Below are 21,559 nucleotides of genomic sequence, written 5' to 3' on the forward strand. Positions count from 1 at the left end.
CCAGGTTCGGCTCAATTCTCACCAGCTCCGTCAGGAAACCTTGGAGCGAGTTCGTCGGCCGCCAGAAGCGCCGCCGCTCTCGTTCGATGAGCGGGTTATAAGCCCACCTATACGAACACGTCAACAGCTCAAAACAAGAAAAATCAAAAAAGTGACAACGCGTTGAAAAGACAAGACTTTCTCGTTTGGTTAACGTCTCGATGGTCTTGGCGGCACCGAAACACCGGCAAAAATCTTGTCCAAACGGTAAAACCGCATGACAAATCCATGACGGACGTTCCGGCTCCCCGTGCGGTCTTTCTGCGGCTCTTCTCTCGGCACCGCCGGCGGGCTATTCAGGCAAGGAAAACGAGACCGGAGAGACACATGTCCGCCCTCTATATAGGCGCCCCTTTCAACGACGGATTTCTCTAGGAATGGCGTCGGTCATCGATACGCTGCCGCGCCTGCCCGTTGCCGAGGCGCTGCCTGCGCTCGGTACAGCCCTTGCCGTGGGGACACGCGCGGTGCTTTCCGCGCCGCCCGGCGCCGGCAAGACGACGCTGGTGCCGCTCTTCCTTCTTGGCGAGGCCTGGCGGGGCGACGGGCGGATCATCCTGCTCGAACCGCGCCGGCTGGCGGCGCGGGCGGCGGCGGGCCGCATGGCCGCCCTTCTCGGCGAACGGGTCGGCGACACGGTCGGCTATCGCATGCGGCTCGACAACCGCGTTTCCGCGAAGACGCGTATAGAGGTGGTGACCGAAGGCGTTTTCGCCCGCATGATCCTCGACGATCCGGAATTGCCCGGTATCGCCGCCGTGCTTTTCGATGAATTCCACGAGCGTTCGCTCGATGCGGATTTCGGCCTGGCGCTGGCGCTCGACGTGCAGGCGGCGCTGCGCGAGGACCTGCGCATCCTCGTCATGTCGGCGACGCTGGATGTTGAGCGAGTGTCGGCGCTGCTCGACCATCCACCCGCGATCGTCAGCGAGGGGCGCGCCTTTCCCGTGGACGTCCGCTATCAGGACCGGCCGGCCGGCGAGCGCATAGAGGATAGTATGGCGCGCGCCATTATAGAGGCGCATCGCCAGGAGAGCGGGTCGATCCTCGCCTTCCTGCCGGGACAGGCCGAGATCACCCGCACCGCGGAACGGCTCGACGGCCGGTTCGGGGCGGAGACGACGGTGGTGCCGCTCTTCGGCAACCTGAGCCAGAAGGAACAGGACGCCGCGATCCAGCCCACCTCTGCCGGCATGCGAAAGATCGTGCTGGCGACCTCGATTGCCGAAACCTCGATCACCATCGACGGTGTGCGCATCGTCATCGACAGCGGCCTGCAGCGCCTGCCGGTCTTCGAGGCGGCGACCGGCATCACGCGGCTGGAGACGGTGCGCGTGTCGCGCGCCTCCGCCGACCAGCGTGCCGGGCGCGCCGGGCGAACGGAGCCGGGTATCGCGATCCGGCTGTGGCATGCCGGGCAGACGGCGGCGCTGCCGGCCTTCACGCCGCCACAGATCCTGTCGAGCGACCTTTCCGGCTTCATGCTCGATCTTGCTCATTGGGGGGTGAGCGATCCCGCCGCCCTCCGCCTCGTCGACCAGCCGCCCGCGGCGGCGGTGGAAGAGGCGCGAAACCTGCTGCGCCTGCTCGGCGCGCTCGACGCGGCCGGAGCGCTGACGCCGGCCGGCAAACGCATCCGTGAGCTGGCGCTGCCGCCGCGGCTGGCCGCGATGATCCTGCATGCCGCGCAGGATGGCGAACAGGTGCCGGCGGCGCGGCTTGCCGTGCTGCTCACCGAACAGGGGCTCGGCGGCCCTGCCATCGACATCGAGGAGCGCTTGCGGCGCTTTTCCAACGAGCGGGGCGAACGGGCGGAGGCCGCGCGGCGGCTGGCGCAGCGCATGGCGGACGGTTTCGGCAAGGCCACGAGGAGTGCGGCGAGCATGCCGGGCGCGCTGCTGCTGCATGCTTTTCCGGACCGGGTCGCCCTGCAACGGGGCGGCCGGGGGCGGTTCGTCATGGCCAATGGACGCGGCGCCGAACTGCCGGAGACCGAGCGGCTTGCCGGCGCGGAGATGATCGTGGTGGCCGACCTGACCGGGCAGGCCGGGCGCCAGCGCATTCTCGCCGCGGCCGAAATCGACCGCGCCGAGGTGGAAGCCGGGCTCGCGGAAAAGATCGTGCGCGAGGACCAGTGCGTCTTCGACCGCCCCAGCCGGCAGGTGCGGGCGCGAAAAGTGGTTCGGCTCGGCGCGATGATCCTTGAGGAGACGCCCCTTCCCCGGCCGAGCGGGCCGAAGGCGGCGCTGGCGCTTGCCGACGGTGTTCGCCAGCTCGGCCTCCAGGTCCTGCCGTTTTCCCGCGAGGCGGCGCAATTGCGCGATCGGATCGGCTTCCTGCATCGCTCGATCGGCGAACCCTGGCCTAATACAAGCGACGACGCGCTGCTCGCCGCGCTCGAAACCTGGTTCGTGCCGTTCCAGGAAACGGCGCGCGGCATCGACGAAATTTCCTCCGCACGGCTTCAGGACGGGCTGATGGCGCTGGTGCCCTATGAGGTGCAACGCGATCTCGCGCGGCTGGGGCCCACCCATTTCGAGGCGCCGACCGGCCAGCGCCACCCGATCCGCTACGATGGCGACGAGCCTGTCCTGGCGATCCGCGTGCAGGAACTGTTCGGGCTGAAGCAGCATCCTTCCGTCGCGGGCGGGCGGCTGCCGCTGCTTCTCGAATTGCAATCGCCGGCGCACCGGCTGATCCAGACGACGCGCGACCTTCCCGGCTTCTGGGCGGGCTCCTGGCGGGACGTGCGCGCGGACATGCGCGGGCGCTATCCCAGGCATCCCTGGCCGGAGGACCCCGCCGAGGCCATGCCGACGACGCGCGTCAAGCCGCGCGGCACGTGATAGAGCATTTCCAGCCGAAGCGGCATCGCTTCGGCGTCGGATAATGCGGCAAAAACAAAAACCTAAAGCATGGAAAGGACGACGGGATGGCATTCTATCAGGATATCGACTTCGAGGGCTCCGGCCGGCGCCTGCGCCTCGAGACGATCATCCGGCTGCGCTGGCTGGCGGTGGCCGGGCAGTCGATCACCGTCATCGTCGTCGGGCTGTGGCTGGAATTTCCGCTGCCGCTGCTGCCGGCCTCCGTACTGATCGCACTCCTGGCGGCGGTGAACTTCTTCCTCGCGGTGCGCTTTCCGCCGGCGCACCGGCTGACGCCGCTTTCCGCCTTCTTGCTGCTCGCCTTCGATCTCTGCCAGCTGACGGCGCTGCTCTTCATTACCGGCGGGTTGGCCAATCCCTTTGCGCCGCTCGTCTGCGTGCCCGTCATCATCTCGTCCTCGCTCCAGCCGATCCGTTTCAGCCTGCCGCTCGGCCTGCTTTCGGTGTTCGGCATCACGGCCATGGCCTTCACGCCGTTTCCGCTGCCGTGGTTTCCGGGCACCGTGCTCATCGTTCCGCCGATCCTGACGGCCGGCCTGTGGTTCGCCATCGTCTCGACCACAGCCTTCGCCGCCTTCTATTCCTATCGGGTGTCACGCGAGGCGGCCGAGCTTTCCGATGCGCTGGCGGCGACCGAACTCATCCTCCAGCGTGAAAAGCACCTCTCGCAGCTCGATGGTCTCGCGGCAGCGGCGGCGCATGAACTCGGCACGCCGCTCGCCACGATCAGCGTCGTGGCGCGCGAGATGGAGCGCGAGCTCGGCACGGACGACCGGTTTCGCGAGGACGTGCAGCTGCTGCGCAGCCAGAGCGAGCGCTGCCGCGACATTCTCCGCCGGCTCACCACGCTTTCGGCCGAGGACGAAGCGCATATGCGGGTACTACCGCTGTCCTCGCTACTGGAAGAGGTGCTGGCGCCGCATCGCGAATTCGGCATCCGGCTCAACCTGGTGGAAAACGGCGAGCGGGCGAGCGAGCCGGTCGGCAACCGTAACCCCGGCATTCTCTACGGCCTCGGCAACCTTCTCGAAAACGCCGTCGACCATGCGCGCGAAGAGGTGACGATCACCGTCAGCCATACGGCGGAGCGGGTGACGATTGTCATCGAGGACGACGGCGACGGTTATGCGGCGGATATTCTCCAACGCATCGGCGACCCCTATGTCACGAAGCGCCAGCGCGACGAGCGGGCCGGCGGGCTGGGGCTCGGCCTGTTCATCGCCAAGACGCTGCTCGAACGTTCCGGCGCCAAATTGACCTTCGGCAACCGCACCGGCGACCGGCCGGGTGCGCGCGTGTCGGTCGATTGGCCGCGGGCGCGCATGGAGGCAAAGGGTGCAAAATGACTTTACCCGCCTCACCTTACGGGTGATAAGCTGATCCTGATCAAGAATGGACGAAAATCGGCCCTGGAAGACGAAAAATGGCAGAAAACAGCGATACACCCATCACGGCAACCGACGATATCGGGCCGGACCCTTCGCTTCTCGTCGTCGATGATGACGGCCCGTTCCTGCGCCGCCTCGCGCGCGCCATGGAGACGCGCGGCTTTACCGTCGACACCGCCGAATCGGTGGCGGAAGGCATCGCCAAGGCCAAGACGAACCCGCCGAAATATGCGGTGGTCGATCTGAGGCTCGGCGACGGCAGCGGCCTCGACGTGATCGCCGCCATCCGCCAGCGCCGCGACGACACGCGCATCATCATGCTGACCGGCTATGGCAATATCGCCACCGCCGTGAACGCGGTGAAGCTCGGCGCGGTCGACTATCTCGCCAAGCCGGCCGATGCCGACGACATCTTCGCCGCGCTGACGCAGCGCCCGGGCGAGCGGGTGGAACTGCCGGAAAACCCGATGTCGGCGGATCGCGTGCGTTGGGAACATATCCAGCGCGTCTATGAAATGTGCGACCGCAACGTTTCGGAGACGGCGCGCCGCCTCAACATGCACCGCCGCACGCTCCAGCGCATCTTGGCAAAACGCGCGCCGAAATAACCCTCAAGCGGGCTCGTCGCGCCGTCCCGAGACGATCGCGGACATGTCCGGCCCGTCGCGCCGGGCATCCATGGAAAATTCCGCCAGCAGCAGGCGGCCGGCGGCGACGCGGGCGAAGGCGAAGGTCACGGACTTTCGCGTCGGCGGCGGCAGGCGGTGTTCCGGCGCCTCGCGCAGCATATGCGCGCCGTAGCCGTCCGACAGGATCAGGCCACAATCCTCCGGGAAGATGTCGAGCGGAACGTCCTTGTGGGTGGCGAAGAACAGGCGGTCGCAATGGCGGCGGTAATCCGGCCATTTGCGATCCACCTTGAAATCCTCGATCGACGTCTTGATCTCGACGATCCAGATCTCGCCCTTGTCGGACAGGCTGATGAGATCGGCGCGCCGGCCGCTGGCAAGCGTCAGCTCAGGCAGCACCGCATGGCGCATCTCCGTCAGCATGCGCTGCACGCCGCGGCGCACCATCATGGCGCGGTCCGACTGGCGGCCGTCGAGCAGCGGATTGTCATTGTGAATGGAGACGATCGTCATAGGGTCCAACCTCGGCGAATCGCATTTTATCGTGAAATCGGGCCGACGGGTCTGCGGCCGGAGAAAAAGTTAAGGCGGCCTGCTGATTCGCAGCCCCGGGAAGACTCCGTTAACTGCGCCCGGCGGTTCCTGTGCGGCTTCGGGCCAGCGGACGAGAAGACCATTGAACGGGCCGCGCAGGCGTGCTTGGCATGGCACGGATGCGGCGAAAGCGGCGGGTAGACGGGCATTATTGTTGCAAAAAAACAATCACCCGTCTTTTTGCTTTGCCTGGAGCCCGCACTGGAGCGTGCAGACTTGCATTGACAGGTTTAATCGAAAATAAACCATAGTTGATAAAAGCTCCGCGCCTCGGAACTTCTTAATCCCTATTCAAGAGAATCACATGCGCTTCCGCAATGCCCTCCTTCTGTGCGGCCTAGCAGCAGCCGTCACGCTCGCCGGATGCTCCTCCTCCACGTCCCTTCCGGGCGAAAAGGTGGCAACCAATGCTATCTTTACCGCGGATTATGGCCCTGTTGAGGACAACGGCTATGCTCTGCCGGCGATCCCGATCGCCCGCGTGAACACCAAGTTCCACCGGCAGATCGTCGATTACGCGACGAAGGAAAAGCCCGGCACGATCATCGTCAACACGCCGAACCGCTTCCTCTATTACGTGCTGCCCGGCGGCAAGGCCGTGCGCTACGGCATCGGCGTCGGCAAGTCGGGCTTTGCCTGGAAGGGCGAGGCCTATATTGCCTGGAAGCAGGAATGGCCGACCTGGCATCCGCCGCAGGAAATGGCAGACCGCAAGCCCGACGTCGCACGCTACGTCAAGGACGGCATGGGACCGGGTCTCAAGAACCCGCTTGGCGCGCGCGCGCTCTATCTCTTCAACGAGAAGGGCCAGGACACGCTGTTCCGCCTGCACGGCACGCCGGAATGGGCCTCCATCGGCACGGCCGCATCGTCCGGCTGCATTCGCCTGATGAACCAGGACATCATCGACCTCTACAAGCGCGTGCGTCCCGGCCAGGGTGCCCGCGTCGTCGTCCAGCAGTAAGCGGAAAAAATCCGCTTAAGGAAGAAGCCGCCGGAGCGATCCGGCGGCTTCTTTTTATTTTATCAGGCGTTTGCGGCCTTCAGTTTGAGGCGGCGGCGGTGCAGGACCGGCTCGGTATAGCCGTTCGGCTGCGCGCGGCCCTTGAGCACCAGTTCCAGCGCGGCCTGGAAGGCGATCGAGCCGTCGAAATTGCCGGCCATCGGCCGGTAGAGCGGGTCGCCTGCATTCTGCCCGTCAACGACCGCGGCCATGCGCTGCATCGTCTCGACGATCTGGGCCTCCGTCACGACGCCATGGTGCAGCCAGTTCGCCATGTGCTGGGCGGAGATGCGCAGCGTGGCGCGGTCTTCCATCAGGCCGACATTGTTGATGTCAGGCACCTTGGAGCAGCCGACGCCCTGATCGACCCAGCGCACGACGTAACCGAGGATGCCCTGCGCATTGTTGTCGAGTTCGCGCTGGATTTCCTCCGGCGTCCAGTTCGGCCGCACGGCGACCGGCACCGAGAGGATATCCGACAGTTTTGCCCGCGGGCGCGACCGGAGCGCCGCCTGCACGTCGGCGACATTGACCTTGTGATAGTGCGTGGCATGCAGCGTCGCCGCGGTCGGCGACGGCACCCAGGCGGTGTTGGCGCCAGCCTTGGGATGCGCGATCTTCTGCTCCAGCATGGCGGCCATCAGGTCCGGCATGGCCCACATGCCCTTGCCGATCTGCGCATGGCCGGAGAGCCCGCATTCCAGGCCGATATCGACGTTCCAGTTCTCATAGGCGCCGATCCAGGCGGCCTGCTTCATGTCGCCCTTGCGGATCATCGGGCCTGCTTCCATCGAGGTGTGGATTTCGTCGCCGGTGCGGTCGAGGAAGCCGGTATTGATGAAGACGACGCGTTCCTTGGCGGCGCGGATCGCTTCCTTGAGGTTGATCGTCGTGCGACGCTCCTCGTCCATGATGCCCATCTTGATGGTGTTCGGAGCCATGCCGACGGCGGCCTCGACGCGGCCGAAGAGCTTCGACGCGAAGGCGACCTCTTCCGGCCCGTGCATCTTCGGCTTGACGACATACATCGAGCCTTCGCGCGAATTCTTGCGGCGGCCGTTCGGGCCGATATCGTGCAGCGCGATCAGCGCCGTCACCATGGCGTCCATGATGCCTTCCGGCACCTCGTTGCCGTCGCGGTCGCGGATCGCCGGATTGGTCATCAGGTGGCCGACATTGCGCACCAGCATCAGCGAGCGGCACTTCACCTCGAAGGGCGAGCCGTCCGGCGCTGTATAGGTAAAGTCAGTGTAGAGCTTGCGCTCGATCGTCTCGCCGCCCTTCCGGACGTTTTCCTTCAGATCGCCCTTCATCAGGCCGAGCCAGTTGCGATAGACGAGGACCTTGTCCTCGGCATCGACGGCGGCGACCGAATCCTCGCAGTCCATGATCGTCGTCAGCGCGGCCTCAATGTTGACGCCGGCAATACCGGCCGGATCGGTCTTGCCGATCTCCCAGCCGCGGTTGACGAGGATCTCGATGCCGAGGCCGTTGTTCTTGAGAAGCACATGGCGCCAGTCCTCGTGCTCCGCATGGCCGGCATATTGCTCCGGCCGCTTCAGCGAGACGGCGCGATCGCCTGCCTTGAGATGCAGTTCCGCGCCGGCCTCGATGCCGGTGATATCGGCCCAGTGGGCATCAGCCAGCGGCGCTGCCTCGTCGAGGAAGGCCTTGGCCCAGGCGATGACTTTTTCGCCGCGCTTCGGATTGTAGCCCTTGCCCTTTTCCGCGCCGTCCGTTTCCGGGATCACATCCGTGCCGTAGAGCGCATCATAGAGCGAGCCCCAGCGCGCATTGGCGGCGTTCAGCGCGTAGCGCGCATTCATGACGGGCACGACGAGCTGCGGGCCGGCGAGGCTGGCGATTTCCGGATCGACGTTTTCCGTCGTCACCTGGAATTCGCCGCCCTCCGGCAGCAGGTAGCCGATCTCGCGCAGGAACGCCTCATAGACCGCCATGTCCGACGGCGCACCGTTCACCCGATACCAGGCGTCGATCTTCTCCTGAAGCGCATCGCGTTTCGCCAGCAGCGCGCGGTTTTCCGGCGCAAGGTCATGCACGATGGCGGAGAAATCGGCAAAGAAGCGTTCTGCGTCCACGCCCGTGCCGGGAAGGGCCTCCGTGACGATGAAGTCGTGAAGGGCGCTGTCGATCGAAAGACCGGCTTTGTCGGTATAAGTCATCTGAAAAGGCTCCGAATGACGGGACGATGGGGGAGTATCCCGAATGCTGTCACTTTCCGGAGCTTTCATTCATAGTCAATTCGGCAATGACATAAAGAATTTATTCCCGATCGGATAAAATCATACCTTTGGGCCGTTTCACGCCTCTTCCGCGATGCGCGGCCGGCCGCTTGCCGTGGCGGTAAAACGCGCCTCGACGAGCTTGCGACTGCCCTCCACTTCCGGCGCATCGATCTCCTCGCCGAGCGTCACCACCGGCTCGTCCGCGCCATTGGCCCGGGCAGCATGCAGCGCCGCCGTCATCGCCCGTTCCTTGGCGAGCGAGAAGGCGGCGGCCTCGTCGATGAGGCGCACGCTTTCGCCCGCACCATTGACGATGAAGATGCCCTCGTCCGGCATGGTCACGAAGACCGTCACGACGGTGCGCACCTGGCCGACGACCGCGCCGACGGCATTCGCCACGCCGGCGTCCGCCGGAATGGAGGACTGGGCGCCGAGCATCTCGGCGATATCGGGATAATAGACGGGCGCGGAGGCGCCGAGGCCGACGAGCGGCCGGTCGAGCGCGATGCGGAATTTCACGATGCCGGGGGCGCGATGCAGCGCACGGTCGATGGAGATGGAATTGGCCGGATCGATCGCCGCCCCGTCATCGGCAAGGCAGGCGGAGAGAATGACATCCGCCGACTGGCGGGTGAGCCGATCGACCAGCAGGCGCGCCAGAACCTCCGGGCTTTCGGCGATCGGCCGGCCGGTGCCGTCCTTGCTGCGCGCGGCAAGCTCCAGGCCGAGGCGGGCAGCCGCGGCATCCCACTGGCCCTGGCCGCCGAGCACATGCATGGCATCCGACGGCGTGATGCCGCACAGATGCACGAGGCCGCGGGCAACCAGCCGGTCGAGCGTCGCCTTTTGCAGCGTGGTGACGAGCAGCCCGTCGAGCGGCAGCGGCACGGCACCGATCTTTTCGTAAAGCGCCTGTTCCTGCGGCTGGAGGCCGCTTGCCAGCCGCTCCGGCACGCCGGTGCGCACGGCAAAGCGCCCGTCATGGCGACCCATATGCGGCGTCCGGAGCTGGCGCTCCAGCACGGGGATGATGGCATCCGGATGCAGCGCGGAGGCGAGGCTCAAGGGCAGGAAGCGGCGCGGGCCGAGATCGATCTTCGCCTTCAGCCCGCGATCATTGATGCGCACCTCCGAATCGCCGCCGAGCCCGAAGGTGCGCATGGCCACCGCCTCGACCATGGTGCGGTAGCCGCCGACGACGGCGCCCTCCGCATCAAGCTTCGGCCGCCCCTTGTCGAGCACCGCCACGTCCGTCGTCGTGCCGCCGATATCGGAGACGACGGCGTCGTCCAGCCCCGTCAGGTGCCGCGCGCCGACCAGGCTTGCGGCGGGGCCGGAGAGGATCGTCTCGATCGGGCGAAGCCGTGCCTCGGCCGCCGAGATCAGCGCGCCGTCGCCGCGCACCACCATCATCGGCACATGGATGCCGCGGCGTTCCAGATAATCCTCGCAGGCGCCGATCAGCCGGTCGATCATCGAGACGAGGCGGGCATTGAGCAGGGTCGTCAGCGCGCGACGCGGGCCGCCGAGCTTGGAGGAGAGTTCGTGGCTGCAGGTGACGGGCAGGTGCGACACGGCGCGGATGCGGTCGCGCACCCGCACCTCATGCGCCGGGTTGCGCACGGCGAAATAGCCGGCGACAGCGAAGGAGGAGACATTTTGCGACAGGTCCGGCAGGGCTTCGTCCAGCGCCGTCATGTCGAGCGGCGTCTCGTTGCCGTGCACATTGTGGCCGCCGGGCAGGAACAGAACCGGATCGTTGCCGAGCGCATCGGCAAGCCCGTCGCGTTTCAGGTCCTGTGGGCCGAAGCCGATCATCACCAGGCCGGCGCGGCCGCCCTGGCCTTCGACCAGCGCATTGGTGGCGAGCGTCGTGGACAGCGAGACGAGGCCGATGGCGGAAACCGGGGCCTTCGCCTCGGCCAGCACCGCTTCCACCGCACTGGCAATGCCAACCGAAAGGTCGTGGCGCGTGGTGAGCGCCTTGGCGCGGGCAATGACGCCCCTTGTTTCACTGTAGAGCACGGCATCGGTATAGGTGCCGCCGGTATCGATGCCGAGTAACAACTGGTCTGCCACGAGAATTCTTCCGGACTTCCTGCCAGGCCTTTTCAAAGCGGCCTGGAATGGTGTTATTGCATGTCCGAACCAATTGCCACCATTCCACCGGCGACATGCGGTGAAAGAACGGGGAGCTTGCCAGTGATCGATTTCTCCACCCGAAAGCCGCTTGCCGCGGCGCTTCTTCTCGGTGCGGCGCTTCTTGCCGGCAGCCTGCCGGCGCTCGCCCAGGAAGAGGACGAAGAGCAGTACGAGGCGCAGATCCCGGCCGTTTCGATCTACAAGGCGATGCTGGATGCCAACAAGCAGACGGGCTGGGTGCAGTTCCGCAACTTCGCCGACCAGCAGCTGATCTATTTCACGGCCTTGCAGACCATGCATTGCCGGCTCTCGGAAATCCGCTATTCGATCAATTCCGAGACGCTCGACCAGCGCTTTCCGCTCGCCAAATGCGATCCGGAGCTTCCCTTCAACCTGCCGTCGGATGACAGCCAGAACTGGCTCTATCTCGGCCTGAAGCCGGGCGAGGCGCAGACGATCGCCGTGCAGGCCGTCTGGGACGACGGCAGCGGCAGCGAGATCGTCGTCTACCAGCCCTGCAAGAACCCGGACGCGACCTGCGCCTCGATCAAGACGATCAAGAAGGGGAAGAAGCGGGCCGACGAGCCGTCACCCGCAACGCCAGTCCGTTAGAAGGCTGCGTCGTCAGGCGCTGCACCGGCCAGGGCTTCGTGTCCTCCGTCATGTCGAAGCGGAAACGGTGCATCAGCACGCCGAGCGCGATGATCGCCTCCTGCATGGCGAAGGTCGCGCCGATGCAGATGCGCGGGCCGGCGCCGAAGGGCAGGTACTGGAAACGGTGGATGCTGTCCCGGTTCTCCGGCAGGAACCGTTCCGGCATGAAGGCGCGCGGCTTCTGCCAGAGCAGCGAATGGCGGTGCAACGTCCAGGGCATGACGAGGATCGTGACGTCCTTGGGGATCTCGACCCGCTCGCCCTTCGGGCTCGTCCAGACGTCGTCGGAAATCGCCTCGCGGTTGATCGAGGGCGCCGGCGGATAGAGCCGCATCGCCTCCTCGAAGGCGGCGCGCGTCCAGGGCATCAGCTCCAGCCATTCCACCGGATCGGAACCCGTCGCCAGCACCTGGTCGATCTCCGCTTCCATGGCGTCCCGCACATGCGGGCTGTTGGAAACGCAATAGAGCGTCCAGGCGAGCGCACGCGCCGTCGTCTCATGGCCCGCGCCGATGAAGGTGAGGATATTGTCCTCGATCTCCTCCATGCTGAGCCCGTCCGGCCCCGCGGCGCGCAACAATAGGGTCAGGAAATCGTTCGGCGCATTGTCCGCACCGCTCTCCATGCGCTTCTGCCGCATCTCCATCGTATCGCGCACGATGCGCCGGAATTTGCCAAGCACTTTTGCGCCGCCGATCCGCGTGATCCGCGGCACCCAGGCGGGTGCGCGCAAAAGGTCCATCGGATCGACGCGGCCCATGGAGTGCAGGAGATCGTCCACGTCGTCGGCGAAGTTGTTGGAGGAGGTGACGATCTCGCCGGAAAACAGCGTCTCGGAGAGGATGGCGAAGGCGAGCTCCGTCATGTCGTTGCCGATATCGAAGACCGTGCCGTCGGCGCCTTCGTATTTTTCGGCGTATTTCTCCGACTGCGCCAGCATCTGGCTGGCAAAACCCTTGGCATGGCGCGGCGTGAAGATCGGCGCGACCGCCTTGCGCGACCGCCGCCACACAGCGCCCTCGGCCGTCAGCAGGCCGTCGCGCAGGATCGGGCGCAGCACGAGCTGGCGCACTACCGCCATCTTGTAGTTCTGCGCATTGTCGACGAGCAGGTATTTGATGAGGCCGGGATCGTTGACGATCAGCGTCTTCTCGCCGAAGAAACTCGTCATGATCCAGGGCAGCGTATAGGAGGGCTCGCCCCAGAGTTCCAGCGGATTGCGGAACACGGTGCGGATGATCTCGAGCTTCGACGGCGGCACCGTGCGCGGAATGGGCGCCGGCGGTTCGAACGGCTCGGGACGCATGTCCATGATCTGCCTCCTTGGGCTCGGCTCGTGCACAGACTGGGCCGACAGGTAGGCGAAAGTTAGAGCAGCGAGCGCAGCTCCGCCAGCTTGTCGTTGATCAGCCAGCCGTAGTAGTTCTCTTCCGGCCAGGTCGCCTCGCCTGAGGCGCGGCGGGCGGCGAAGGTGGCGGCGCGGGCATCCGGGTTGCCGATATTGTAGAGCGTCGCCGTCAGGCCCGGGTTCTTCGAGATGTCGACGCCGGCGATCTTTTTATACGCGTCGATCGAGCGGCGGATCGAGGCGGCCATGTAGGCAAGCGAGATGTCCGGATCCATGATGGCCTTGTAGACGCCGGCCGCGTCCGCCTCGTCGAGCCGCTCGTAGCCGGAAATGCGCGCGACGTCGTCGGTCAGGGTCAGCGCCGTCAGAGGGTTGATCTGGCCGAGGCCAAAAGTCTGGCCGGCATAGAAGGGCTGGAAGAACACCGCGCTGAAGCGGTTGTTCGGGAAGGACGTTCCGCCGACCGTGCGGCCCTTGAAGCTCCGGTTCCACACCGTTTCACGGCAGGTCCAGAGCGAATAGGAGCCCTTCTTGTCCGCGCATTTCGAGAATTCGGGGCGATCGACGAAATCCGCGACGGATTCGCCGTCATAGGCGAAGCGGAAAGAGCCGGTATAGGACGCCGCCTTCACATAATAGCTCTGCAGCCGGTCATAGGCGTCGACATTGTAGGTGTGCTCGCCGACGATGGCACCGACCATGTGGATGGGGTCGATGCCATATTTGCCGGCCACCGACTTGATTTTGCCGGTAAGCTCGCCGTCATTGGCGAGAAGATCGCGCACCTTCTCGTATTTCGCGTCGAAGGAGGTTTTTCCCGCCTTGGTGCGGCGCACGGAGGCGCCCGGAATGTTCGGCTGCTCGGCATTGCGGTTGCCGGACGGCACCACGTCGATCGCCAGCGCCACGGTCTGGCTCTGGACAAAAAGGGCGGCTGCAAGGGCAAGCACAGGGATGAGCTGTCGCACGGTTCCGGTTCCCGTCTGATCACAATATCGGCGAATGGCGCGAGACCGATGCAACGCAATGATGTCGGAATGATGCCAAGGCGTGGCAATGACCTAGGCCGCGACACCGTTGCTGTCGAGGCCCCTTCCCGTCAAAAATCCGGCACCGGCGGCGGCATCTGCCGCCACCGGTGCCGAAACGTCACAGAATGTAGCGCGAGAGGTCCGTATTGGCCGCCAGCGCGCCGACATGCTTGCGCACATATTCCGCGTCGATGACGAGGTTGTTGCCCGGCTTGTCCGGCGCCTCGAAGGAGATCTCGTCGAGCACCCGCTCCATCACCGTCTGGAGACGGCGGGCACCGATATTCTCGACGCTGGAATTGAGCTGCACGGCGACGTCGGCGAGCGCATCGAGCGCGTCCTCGGTGAAGTCCAGCGTGACGCCTTCCGTCTCCATCAGCGCCTTGTACTGGCGGATGAGGCTTGCCTCCGTCTCCGTCAGGATACGGCGGAAGTCCTCCTTCGTCAGCGCCTTGAGCTCGACGCGGATCGGCAGGCGGCCCTGGAGTTCCGGCAGAAGGTCCGAGGGCTTCGAGACATGGAAGGCGCCCGACGCGATGAAGAGGATATGGTCCGTCTTCACCGGCCCGTACTTGGTGGCGACCGTCGTGCCTTCGACGAGCGGCAGCAGGTCGCGTTGCACGCCCTCGCGGGACACGCCGGCGCCCATGCCGCCGTCACGCGCGGCGATCTTGTCGATCTCGTCGATGAAGACGATGCCGTCGTTTTCGGCCGAGCGGATCGCCTCGCGCTGGATCTGCTCGTTGTCGAGCAGCTTGTCGGATTCGTCGTCGACCAGGATCTTGTAGCTATCCTTGACCGTGGTCTTCACCTTCTTGGTGCGGCCGCCCATCGCCTTGCCGAACATTTCGGAGAGGTTCAGCACGCCGATATTGGCGCCCGGCATGCCGGGGATCTCGAAACCGCCGGGCATGCCGCCCGTGCTATCTGCAACGTCGACCTCGATTTCCTTGTCGTCCAGCTCGTTGTTGCGCAGCTTCTTGCGAAAGCTATCGCGCGTTGCCGGCGAAGCGGTGGCGCCGACCAGCGCGTCGAGCACCCGTTCCTCGGCATTCATATGGGCTTTGGCCGTCACCTCGGCGCGCTTCTTCTCGCGCACCAGGCCGATGCCGACCTCGACGAGGTCGCGGACGATCTGCTCGACATCGCGGCCGACATAGCCGACCTCGGTGAACTTGGTGGCCTCGACCTTGACGAAGGGCGCGCCGGCGAGCTTCGCCAGGCGCCTCGAAATCTCGGTCTTGCCGACGCCGGTCGGGCCGATCATCAGGATGTTCTTCGGCATCACCTCGTCGCGCAGGTCCGGCTCAAGCTGGTGGCGGCGCCAGCGGTTCCTGAGCGCGATGGCGACGGCGCGCTTGGCGTCGTGCTGGCCGATGATGTAGCGGTCGAGTTCGGAGACGATCTCGCGGGGGGAAAAGTTGGTCATGGTATCTCGTTCGCTTTCGGGTCGAATTGCATGATCAGCGCCTCGGCGCCGGTGCGGCCTTCCAGTTGCGGAACCGGCCGGAAGCCGGCCTTGGCATAGGCACGAACCGCGCGCGCATTGGCGGGATCGGGGTCGATGATGATGGTCTCGTGGCCGAGCCCACGCAGATAGGCGACGAAGGCGGTGAGCGCCGCAGAGCCGATGCCCTGCGAAAGCTTGTCCGCGTGGCCGATCGACAGATCGACGCCGACGGCCTCCTGCGGCAGCTCCAGGAGCCAGGGATTGTCCTTCGTCCATTCCTCGTTCTGGTGGTGGCCGAGAAACCAGACTTGAATATAGCCGACCGGCTCCCCGTCGAGCGTGATGATGAAGGGACGCGTCGTGTCCCTGCCCTCCACCATCTCGCGGATGAAGCCGATTTCCTCGTCGGGATCGCCCCACCATTCTCGCACATGCGGCTCGTTCAGCCACGCGAGAAGCAGCGGGTAATGCTTCTCTCCCACGGGAGAAAAGCCGATCCGGGCGGGATCAAGCGGCATCCAGCGTCTCCACCACGACATTGTGGTTGGTATAGACGCAGATGTCGCCGGCAATCTGCATGGCGCGGCGCGCAATGTCTTCGGCCGACCTGTCCGTGTCCATCAGCGCGCGGGCGGCGGCATAGGCATAGTTGCCGCCGGAGCCGATCGCCATGGTGCCGTGTTCGGGCTCCAGCACATCGCCGTTGCCGGTGAGCGCCAGGGTCACAGACTTGTCGGCGACCAGCATCATGGCTTCCAGACGGCGCAGGTAGCGGTCGGTCCGCCAGTCCTTGGCAAGCTCGACGGCCGCGCGCATCAACTGGTCGGGGTACTGTTCGAGCTTGGCCTCGAGCCGCTCGAGCAGCGTGAAGGCGTCGGCGGTGGCGCCGGCAAATCCGGCGATCACGTCGCCCTTGGCAAGGCGACGCACCTTGCGCGCATTGCCCTTCATCACCGTCTGGCCAAGGCTCACCTGGCCATCACCCGCCATGACCACCTTGCCGTCCTTGCGGACGGTGATGATCGTCGTGGCGTGCATGGAAGCGTAAGGATTGTGTTCACTCATCGATAGACCTTTGGATAGACCTGCAAAGGCCCGGCATCCCGGGCGTGTCGCCGCCAGCGAGGCGGCCTCGTTGTCCTCTATGTAAGCGGCGTTTGCGCAATTGCAAACGTGGCGCCGCGTCGGTTTGCGCCGCGCCGCCGATCAGGGATTGTACGGCTCAAAAAAGGCCTTGATTTCTCTCCACGATGCGTGGGTTATGGTCTCCCATCAACTGGAGGAAAACGGCAATGGCCAAAGGTCAGGTCCGCAGCAACAAGGAAACCCGAAAACCCAAGAAGGACAAGGCCGTCGAAAAGGCCGCGCCGACGCTGGGTTCGCAGGTCAAGAACAGCGAAAGCTCGACAAAAAAGAAGTGAATGGTGCCGGCGAAAGCCGGCTTCGTTCTTTCAGGGCCTCTACTCACTGCCGGGCAACCGGCAGAGCGCTTTTGGCCTGCCTCCCGAAAGCCTCAGCAGACTGGCGTTTTATGAAGAGCCCTGTTAAGGAGCGGCGGTAAAATTACCGGAGACTGCAATGAGCCGCACCGCCAGCGTTTCGCGCAAGACGAACGAGACCTCCGTATCGGTCGCCGTCAACATCGACGGCACCGGCGCATCGACCATTTCGACGGGCGTCGGCTTCTTCGATCATATGCTGGACCAGCTGTCGCGCCATTCGCTGATCGACATGGAGATCAAGACCGAGGGCGACCTGCATGTCGACGATCACCACACCGTGGAAGACACCGGCATCGCCATCGGCCAGGCCATCGCCAAGGCACTCGGCGACCGTCGTGGCATCACGCGCTACGCCTCGCTGGATCTCGCCATGGACGAGACGATGACGCGCGCAGCGGTGGATGTTTCCGGCCGCCCCTTCCTCGTCTGGAACGTCGCTTTCTCCGCGCCGAAGATCGGCACCTTCGACACCGAGCTGGTGCGCGAGTTCTTCAACGCGCTCGCCCAGCATGCCGGCATCACACTGCATATCCAGAACATCTATGGCGCCAACAACCATCATATCTCGGAGACGTGCTTCAAAGCCGTCGCGCGTGTGCTGCGCACCGCGACCGAGATCGATCCCCGCCAGGCGGGCCGCGTTCCCTCGACGAAGGGTTCGCTGGCCTAACCACGGCTTATCTGGAGGCCTGTCGATGGCCACGTTCCTCTTTCTGATACCGCCGGGTGCGAAATCCCAGGACGAAAACGCCCGGATCATCCGTGATCATTTTTCGTGGATCGCGTTCTTTTTACCGTACATCTGGCTGCTGTGGCATCGTGCTTGGCTGGCCGCAGCCCTTGTCTTCGCCATACAGTCGCTGGGTTCGGTCCTCTCTGAGCATCCCGTCTTCGGCTTTGCCGGCGTCGGGATTTGCCTTGCGACCAGTCTTCTCGTGGCGCTTGAAGGCCCCACGATGATCGTCGCCGGTCTCAGGCGGGCGGGCTGGACGGTCGATGCCGTCATATCGGCCGACGACCGTGCAACGGCGGAAGAGATCTACTACATGGACATCAAGGCAGGCGAACCGGAGACACGTCACACCGTTTCCCTGCCGGCATCGGAAACCTCCACGCGCCGGCACGCTCCCATGCTTGGCTTGGTCGGTTTCGGGGAAGGACGCTGACATGCGCGTTGCAATCATCGACTACGGCTCGGGCAACCTGCGCTCGGCCACCAAGGCCTTCGAACGCGCGGCCCGCGAGGCCGGCATCGACGCCGAGATCGACCTGACGGACAAGGCGGAGCGCGTCGCCAGCGCCGACCGCATCGTGCTGCCCGGCGTGGGCGCCTATGCCGATTGCCGCCGCGGCCTCGATGCCGTGCCCGGCATGGTGGAGGCCTTGCGCGAGACGGTCGAGGCGAAGGCACGCCCCTTCCTCGGCGTGTGCGTCGGCATGCAGCTCATGTCCTCGCGCGGCCTGGAAAAGACGACGACCGAGGGCTTGGGCTGGATCAAGGGCGACGTCGTGCTGATGACGCCGGACGATGCGAGCCTGAAGATCCCGCAGATCGGCTGGAACACACTCGACCGCAAGCGTGCGCACCCGCTGTTCGACGGCATACCGGAGAAACTGCACGCCTATTTCGTGCACTCCTACCATCTCGCCGCGGAAAACCCGGACGACGTGGTCGCGACCGTCGACTACGGCGGCCCGATGACCGCCTTCGTCGCCAACGGCAACAAGGCCGGTGCGCAGTTCCATCCGGAAAAGAGCCAGACGCTCGGCCTCGCCCTCATCACCAATTTCCTGCGCTGGAAGCCGTAACATGATCCTCTTTCCCGCCATCGACCTGAAAGACGGCCAGTGCGTGCGCCTCAAGCTCGGCGACATGGACCAGGCCACCGTCTACAATCCCGACCCGGCCGCCCAGGCGAAAGCCTTCGAGGACCAGGGTTTCGAGTGGCTGCACGTCGTCGATCTCAACGGCGCCTTCGCCGGCGAGAGCGTGAACGGCGCCGCCGTCGATGCTATCCTCAAGGCGACGAAGAACCCGGTGCAGCTCGGCGGCGGCATCCGCACGCTCGATCATATCGAGAGCTGGCTGTCGCGCGGGCTCTCCCGCGTCATCCTCGGCACCGTCGCGGTACGCGATCCGGCGCTCGTCATCGAGGCCTGCAAGCAGTTTCCCGGTAAGGTCGCCGTCGGCATCGATGCCAAGGGGGGCAAGGTTGCCGTCGAGGGCTGGGCGGAAGCCTCCGAACTCGGCGTGATCGAGCTTGCAAAGAAATTCGAGGGCGCCGGCGTCGCCGCGATCATCTACACGGATATCGACCGCGACGGCATTCTCGCCGGCATCAACTGGGCGTCCACGCTGGAACTCGCCGACGCCGTCTCCATTCCCGTCATCGCCTCCGGTGGTCTCGCCTCGATGGACGACATTCGCCGCCTCGTAGCACCGGATGCGCGCAAGCTGGAAGGCGCGATTTCCGGCCGGGCGCTCTATGACGGGCGGATCGACCCGGCCGAAGCGCTCGCCGTAATCCGGGGAGGTGCCGCATGACCCTCAAAGCCCGCGTCATCCCCTGCCTCGACGTCAAGGACGGCCGCGTCGTCAAGGGCGTCAGCTTCGTCAATCTGGTCGATGCGGGCGATCCCGTCGAATCGGCCAAGGCCTATGATGCGGCCGGTGCCGACGAGCTCTGCTTCCTCGACATCACCGCCTCCGCCGACAACCGCGACACGATCTTTGACGTCGTTGCGCGCACAGCGGAGCACTGCTTCATGCCGCTCACCGTCGGTGGCGGCGTGCGTGCGGTCGCCGATATCCGCAAGCTGCTGCTCGCGGGCGCCGACAAGGTCTCGATCAACTCGGCTGCCGTCGCCAATCCGGATTTCGTCGCGGAAGCCGCCGACAAGTTCGGCAACCAGTGCATCGTCGTGTCGATCGATTCGAAAAAGGTTTCGGCCGAGGGCGAAGAGGACCGCTGGGAGATCTTCACCCATGGCGGCCGCAAGCCGACCGGCATCGACGCCGTCGCCTTCGCAGAAAAGATGGTGGAGCGCGGCGCTGGTGAACTGTTGCTGACCTCGATGGACCGCGACGGCCAGAAGGGCGGCTACGACATCGCGCTGACCCGCACCATTGCCGACCGGGTTTCGGTGCCGGTCATCGCGTCCGGCGGCGTCGGCACTCTCGACCATCTCGTCGAGGGCGTGCGCGACGGCCATGCGACGGCGGTGCTCGCCGCCTCCATCTTCCACTTCGGCACCTATACCGTCGGCGAAGCCAAGCGCTACATGGCGGAGCATGGCATTGCCATGCGGCTCGACTGAGGAGAGAGCGATGACCGATTTTTCCCTTGCCGATCTGGAGCGCATCGTGGACGCCCGCTCGCAGGCTGATCCGAGCGCTTCCTGGACGGCAAAGCTCGTCGCGGCCGGGCAGGCAAAAGCGGCAAAAAAGCTCGGTGAAGAGGCCGTCGAGACCGTTATCGCGGCAATCGAGGGCGATAAGGCCGCTCTGACGAGCGAAACGGCCGATTTGCTCTATCATCTGATGGTCGTATTGAAAATCGGTGGCGTGGCGCTACAAGATGTCATGGGGGAGCTGGAACGGCGTACAAGCCAGTCCGGCCTAGTGGAGAAGGCCAGCCGGAAAAGTTGATGATCCAGGCAGCGCGCGACAAGGACCAGGCGGATATTCCGGACGATTTCGGCAACCGCGACTATTCTCCCTACCGCTTCTTCTCGGCAGACGAATGGGCGCATTTCCGGGCCGACACGCCTTTGACGCTCACGGGCGACGAGGTGCAGCGGCTGCGCTCGCTGAACGACCCGATCGACCTCGACGAGGTGCGGCGCATCTATCTCTCGCTGTCGCGCCTGCTCTCGGCCCATGTCGAATCCTCGCAGATGCTGTTCGAGCAGCGCAAGCGCTTCCTCAGCCTCTCCGACGAGGCGAAGACGCCTTACGTCATCGGCATTGCGGGCTCGGTCGCGGTCGGAAAGTCGACCACGGCGCGTATCCTGATGGAGCTGCTTGCCCGCTGGCCGTCGAGCCCGAAGGTCGACCTCGTGACGACCGACGGTTTCCTCTATCCGAACGCCGTGCTCCAGCGCGAAGACATGATGGACCGCAAGGGCTTTCCGGAGAGCTACGACATCGGCGCGCTTCTGCGCTTCCTCTCGGCGATCAAGGCCGGCAAGCCGAACGTCAAGGCGCCGACCTATTCGCACCTGACCTATGACGTGCTGCCCAACGCCTTCCGCACCATCGACCGGCCGGATATCCTGATCTTCGAGGGCATCAACGTCCTCCAGTCGCGCAACCTGCCGGCCGACGGCAAGATCGTGCCGATGGTCTCCGACTTCTTCGATTTCTCGATCTATATCGACGCGGAAGAGAGCCTGATCCACACCTGGTACGTGGACCGTTTCATGCGGCTGCGCGACACGGCCTTCAAGAATCCGGATTCCTACTTCCACCGCTACGCGACGATCAGCGAGACGGCCGCGCTGGCGATCGCGGAAGGCCTCTGGCACAATATCAACCTGAAGAACCTGCACCAGAACATCCTGCCGACGCGCCCACGCGCCGACCTGATCCTGCAGAAGGGCGAGAACCACCTGATCGAAACGGTGGCGCTGCGGAAATTGTAAG

Annotated in this window: 21 protein-coding genes; 13 read left to right on the forward strand and 8 right to left on the reverse strand. The window is 64.9% G+C overall.

The window, feature by feature from the left end; all coding sequences use genetic code 11:
* The first annotated feature begins 416 nt into the window (after positions 1-416).
* The 3 genes from hrpB to GB927_RS27360 all read left to right on the forward strand — a co-directional run bounded on the left by hrpB (position 417) and on the right by GB927_RS27360 (position 4,923).
* Positions 417-2,885 carry an ATP-dependent helicase HrpB gene (gene hrpB / locus GB927_RS27350; protein WP_256120395.1) on the forward strand — a complete coding sequence of 823 codons (2,469 nt, stop codon included), beginning with the start codon at positions 417-419 and terminating at the stop codon, positions 2,883-2,885.
* An 86-nt stretch (positions 2,886-2,971) separates the two neighbouring features.
* Entirely contained in the window at positions 2,972-4,273 is a 1,302-nt protein-coding gene (locus tag GB927_RS27355; RefSeq protein WP_256120396.1) for an ActS/PrrB/RegB family redox-sensitive histidine kinase, read from the forward strand.
* Positions 4,274-4,350: 77 nt separating this feature from the next.
* Positions 4,351-4,923 carry an ActR/PrrA/RegA family redox response regulator transcription factor gene (locus tag GB927_RS27360; RefSeq protein ID WP_256120397.1) on the forward strand — a complete coding sequence of 191 codons (573 nt, stop codon included), beginning with the start codon at positions 4,351-4,353 and terminating at the stop codon, positions 4,921-4,923.
* A gap of 3 nt (positions 4,924-4,926) precedes the next feature.
* Here GB927_RS27360 and GB927_RS27365 read toward each other — a convergent pair whose 3' ends face one another.
* Entirely contained in the window at positions 4,927-5,457 is a 531-nt protein-coding gene (locus GB927_RS27365) for an MmcB family DNA repair protein (protein WP_256120398.1), read from the reverse strand.
* 385 nt (positions 5,458-5,842) lie between these two features.
* On the opposite strand from GB927_RS27365, the gene GB927_RS27370 reads away from it, so the two are divergent.
* The gene (locus tag GB927_RS27370; RefSeq protein WP_256120399.1) at positions 5,843-6,502 is read left to right on the forward strand and encodes a L,D-transpeptidase; all 660 of its coding nucleotides are present in this window, start codon (positions 5,843-5,845) and stop codon (positions 6,500-6,502) included.
* A gap of 62 nt (positions 6,503-6,564) precedes the next feature.
* Here the strand turns inward: GB927_RS27370 and GB927_RS27375 are convergent, their stop codons facing one another.
* Both GB927_RS27375 and GB927_RS27380 read right to left on the reverse strand, forming a co-directional pair.
* On the reverse strand, positions 6,565-8,724 hold the full coding sequence (locus GB927_RS27375; protein WP_256120400.1) for a malate synthase G: 2,160 nt from the start codon (positions 8,722-8,724) through the stop codon (positions 6,565-6,567).
* Between the two features lie 138 nt (positions 8,725-8,862).
* Positions 8,863-10,866, reverse strand: coding sequence for a hydantoinase/oxoprolinase N-terminal domain-containing protein (locus GB927_RS27380; protein WP_256120401.1), 2,004 nt, complete (start codon positions 10,864-10,866; stop codon positions 8,863-8,865).
* A 123-nt stretch (positions 10,867-10,989) separates the two neighbouring features.
* On the opposite strand from GB927_RS27380, the gene GB927_RS27385 reads away from it, so the two are divergent.
* Positions 10,990-11,541 (forward strand): hypothetical protein, encoded by a 552-nt coding sequence (locus GB927_RS27385; protein WP_256120402.1) that lies wholly within the window; start codon positions 10,990-10,992, stop codon positions 11,539-11,541.
* Here GB927_RS27385 and GB927_RS27390 read toward each other — a convergent pair.
* The 5 genes from GB927_RS27390 to hslV all read right to left on the reverse strand — a co-directional run bounded on the left by GB927_RS27390 (position 11,486) and on the right by hslV (position 16,477).
* A complete protein-coding gene (locus tag GB927_RS27390; protein WP_256120403.1) occupies positions 11,486-12,895 on the reverse strand; it encodes a cytochrome P450 in 1,410 nt (469 codons plus the stop codon). The genes GB927_RS27385 and GB927_RS27390 overlap by 56 nt on opposite strands.
* Positions 12,896-12,951: 56 nt before the next feature.
* Positions 12,952-13,887, reverse strand: coding sequence for a DUF1402 family protein (locus tag GB927_RS27395; RefSeq protein WP_439655537.1), 936 nt, complete (start codon positions 13,885-13,887; stop codon positions 12,952-12,954).
* Between the two features lie 193 nt (positions 13,888-14,080).
* Positions 14,081-15,391 (reverse strand): ATP-dependent protease ATPase subunit HslU, encoded by a 1,311-nt coding sequence (gene hslU / locus GB927_RS27400; RefSeq protein ID WP_256120404.1) that lies wholly within the window; start codon positions 15,389-15,391, stop codon positions 14,081-14,083.
* On the reverse strand, positions 15,388-15,930 hold the full coding sequence (locus GB927_RS27405) for a GNAT family N-acetyltransferase (RefSeq protein WP_256120405.1): 543 nt from the start codon (positions 15,928-15,930) through the stop codon (positions 15,388-15,390). The genes hslU and GB927_RS27405 overlap by 4 nt, the downstream gene beginning before the upstream one ends.
* Complete coding sequence (hslV, locus tag GB927_RS27410) at positions 15,920-16,477, reverse strand: ATP-dependent protease subunit HslV (protein ID WP_256120406.1); 558 nt, start codon at positions 16,475-16,477, stop codon at positions 15,920-15,922. Before hslV ends, GB927_RS27405 begins: the two co-directional genes overlap by 11 nt.
* Positions 16,478-16,704: 227 nt before the next feature.
* On the opposite strand from hslV, the gene GB927_RS27415 reads away from it, so the two are divergent.
* The 8 genes from GB927_RS27415 to coaA all read left to right on the forward strand — a co-directional run bounded on the left by GB927_RS27415 (position 16,705) and on the right by coaA (position 21,558).
* Positions 16,705-16,833 carry a hypothetical protein gene (locus GB927_RS27415; protein ID WP_256120407.1) on the forward strand — a complete coding sequence of 43 codons (129 nt, stop codon included), beginning with the start codon at positions 16,705-16,707 and terminating at the stop codon, positions 16,831-16,833.
* A 157-nt stretch (positions 16,834-16,990) separates the two neighbouring features.
* Positions 16,991-17,584 (forward strand): imidazoleglycerol-phosphate dehydratase HisB, encoded by a 594-nt coding sequence (gene hisB / locus GB927_RS27420; protein ID WP_256120408.1) that lies wholly within the window; start codon positions 16,991-16,993, stop codon positions 17,582-17,584.
* Positions 17,585-17,609: 25 nt separating this feature from the next.
* The gene (locus GB927_RS27425) at positions 17,610-18,080 is read left to right on the forward strand and encodes a DUF2628 domain-containing protein (RefSeq protein WP_256120409.1); all 471 of its coding nucleotides are present in this window, start codon (positions 17,610-17,612) and stop codon (positions 18,078-18,080) included.
* A 1-nt stretch (position 18,081) separates the two neighbouring features.
* A complete protein-coding gene (hisH, locus tag GB927_RS27430) occupies positions 18,082-18,723 on the forward strand; it encodes an imidazole glycerol phosphate synthase subunit HisH (RefSeq protein ID WP_256120410.1) in 642 nt (213 codons plus the stop codon).
* A gap of 1 nt (position 18,724) precedes the next feature.
* Positions 18,725-19,459, forward strand: a complete 735-nt coding sequence (gene hisA, locus GB927_RS27435; RefSeq protein ID WP_256120411.1) for a 1-(5-phosphoribosyl)-5-[(5-phosphoribosylamino)methylideneamino]imidazole-4-carboxamide isomerase — start codon at positions 18,725-18,727, stop codon at positions 19,457-19,459.
* Positions 19,456-20,232, forward strand: coding sequence for an imidazole glycerol phosphate synthase subunit HisF (gene hisF / locus GB927_RS27440; RefSeq protein WP_256120412.1), 777 nt, complete (start codon positions 19,456-19,458; stop codon positions 20,230-20,232). Before hisA ends, hisF begins: the two co-directional genes overlap by 4 nt.
* A gap of 10 nt (positions 20,233-20,242) precedes the next feature.
* Entirely contained in the window at positions 20,243-20,563 is a 321-nt protein-coding gene (locus GB927_RS27445; protein ID WP_256120413.1) for a phosphoribosyl-ATP diphosphatase, read from the forward strand.
* Positions 20,563-21,558 (forward strand): type I pantothenate kinase, encoded by a 996-nt coding sequence (coaA, locus tag GB927_RS27450; RefSeq protein WP_256120414.1) that lies wholly within the window; start codon positions 20,563-20,565, stop codon positions 21,556-21,558. The genes GB927_RS27445 and coaA overlap by 1 nt, the downstream gene beginning before the upstream one ends.
* Position 21,559 lies beyond the last annotated feature (1 nt).

Source organism: Shinella lacus (assembly GCF_010994755.1).
Lineage (GTDB): Bacteria > Pseudomonadota > Alphaproteobacteria > Rhizobiales > Rhizobiaceae > Shinella > Shinella lacus.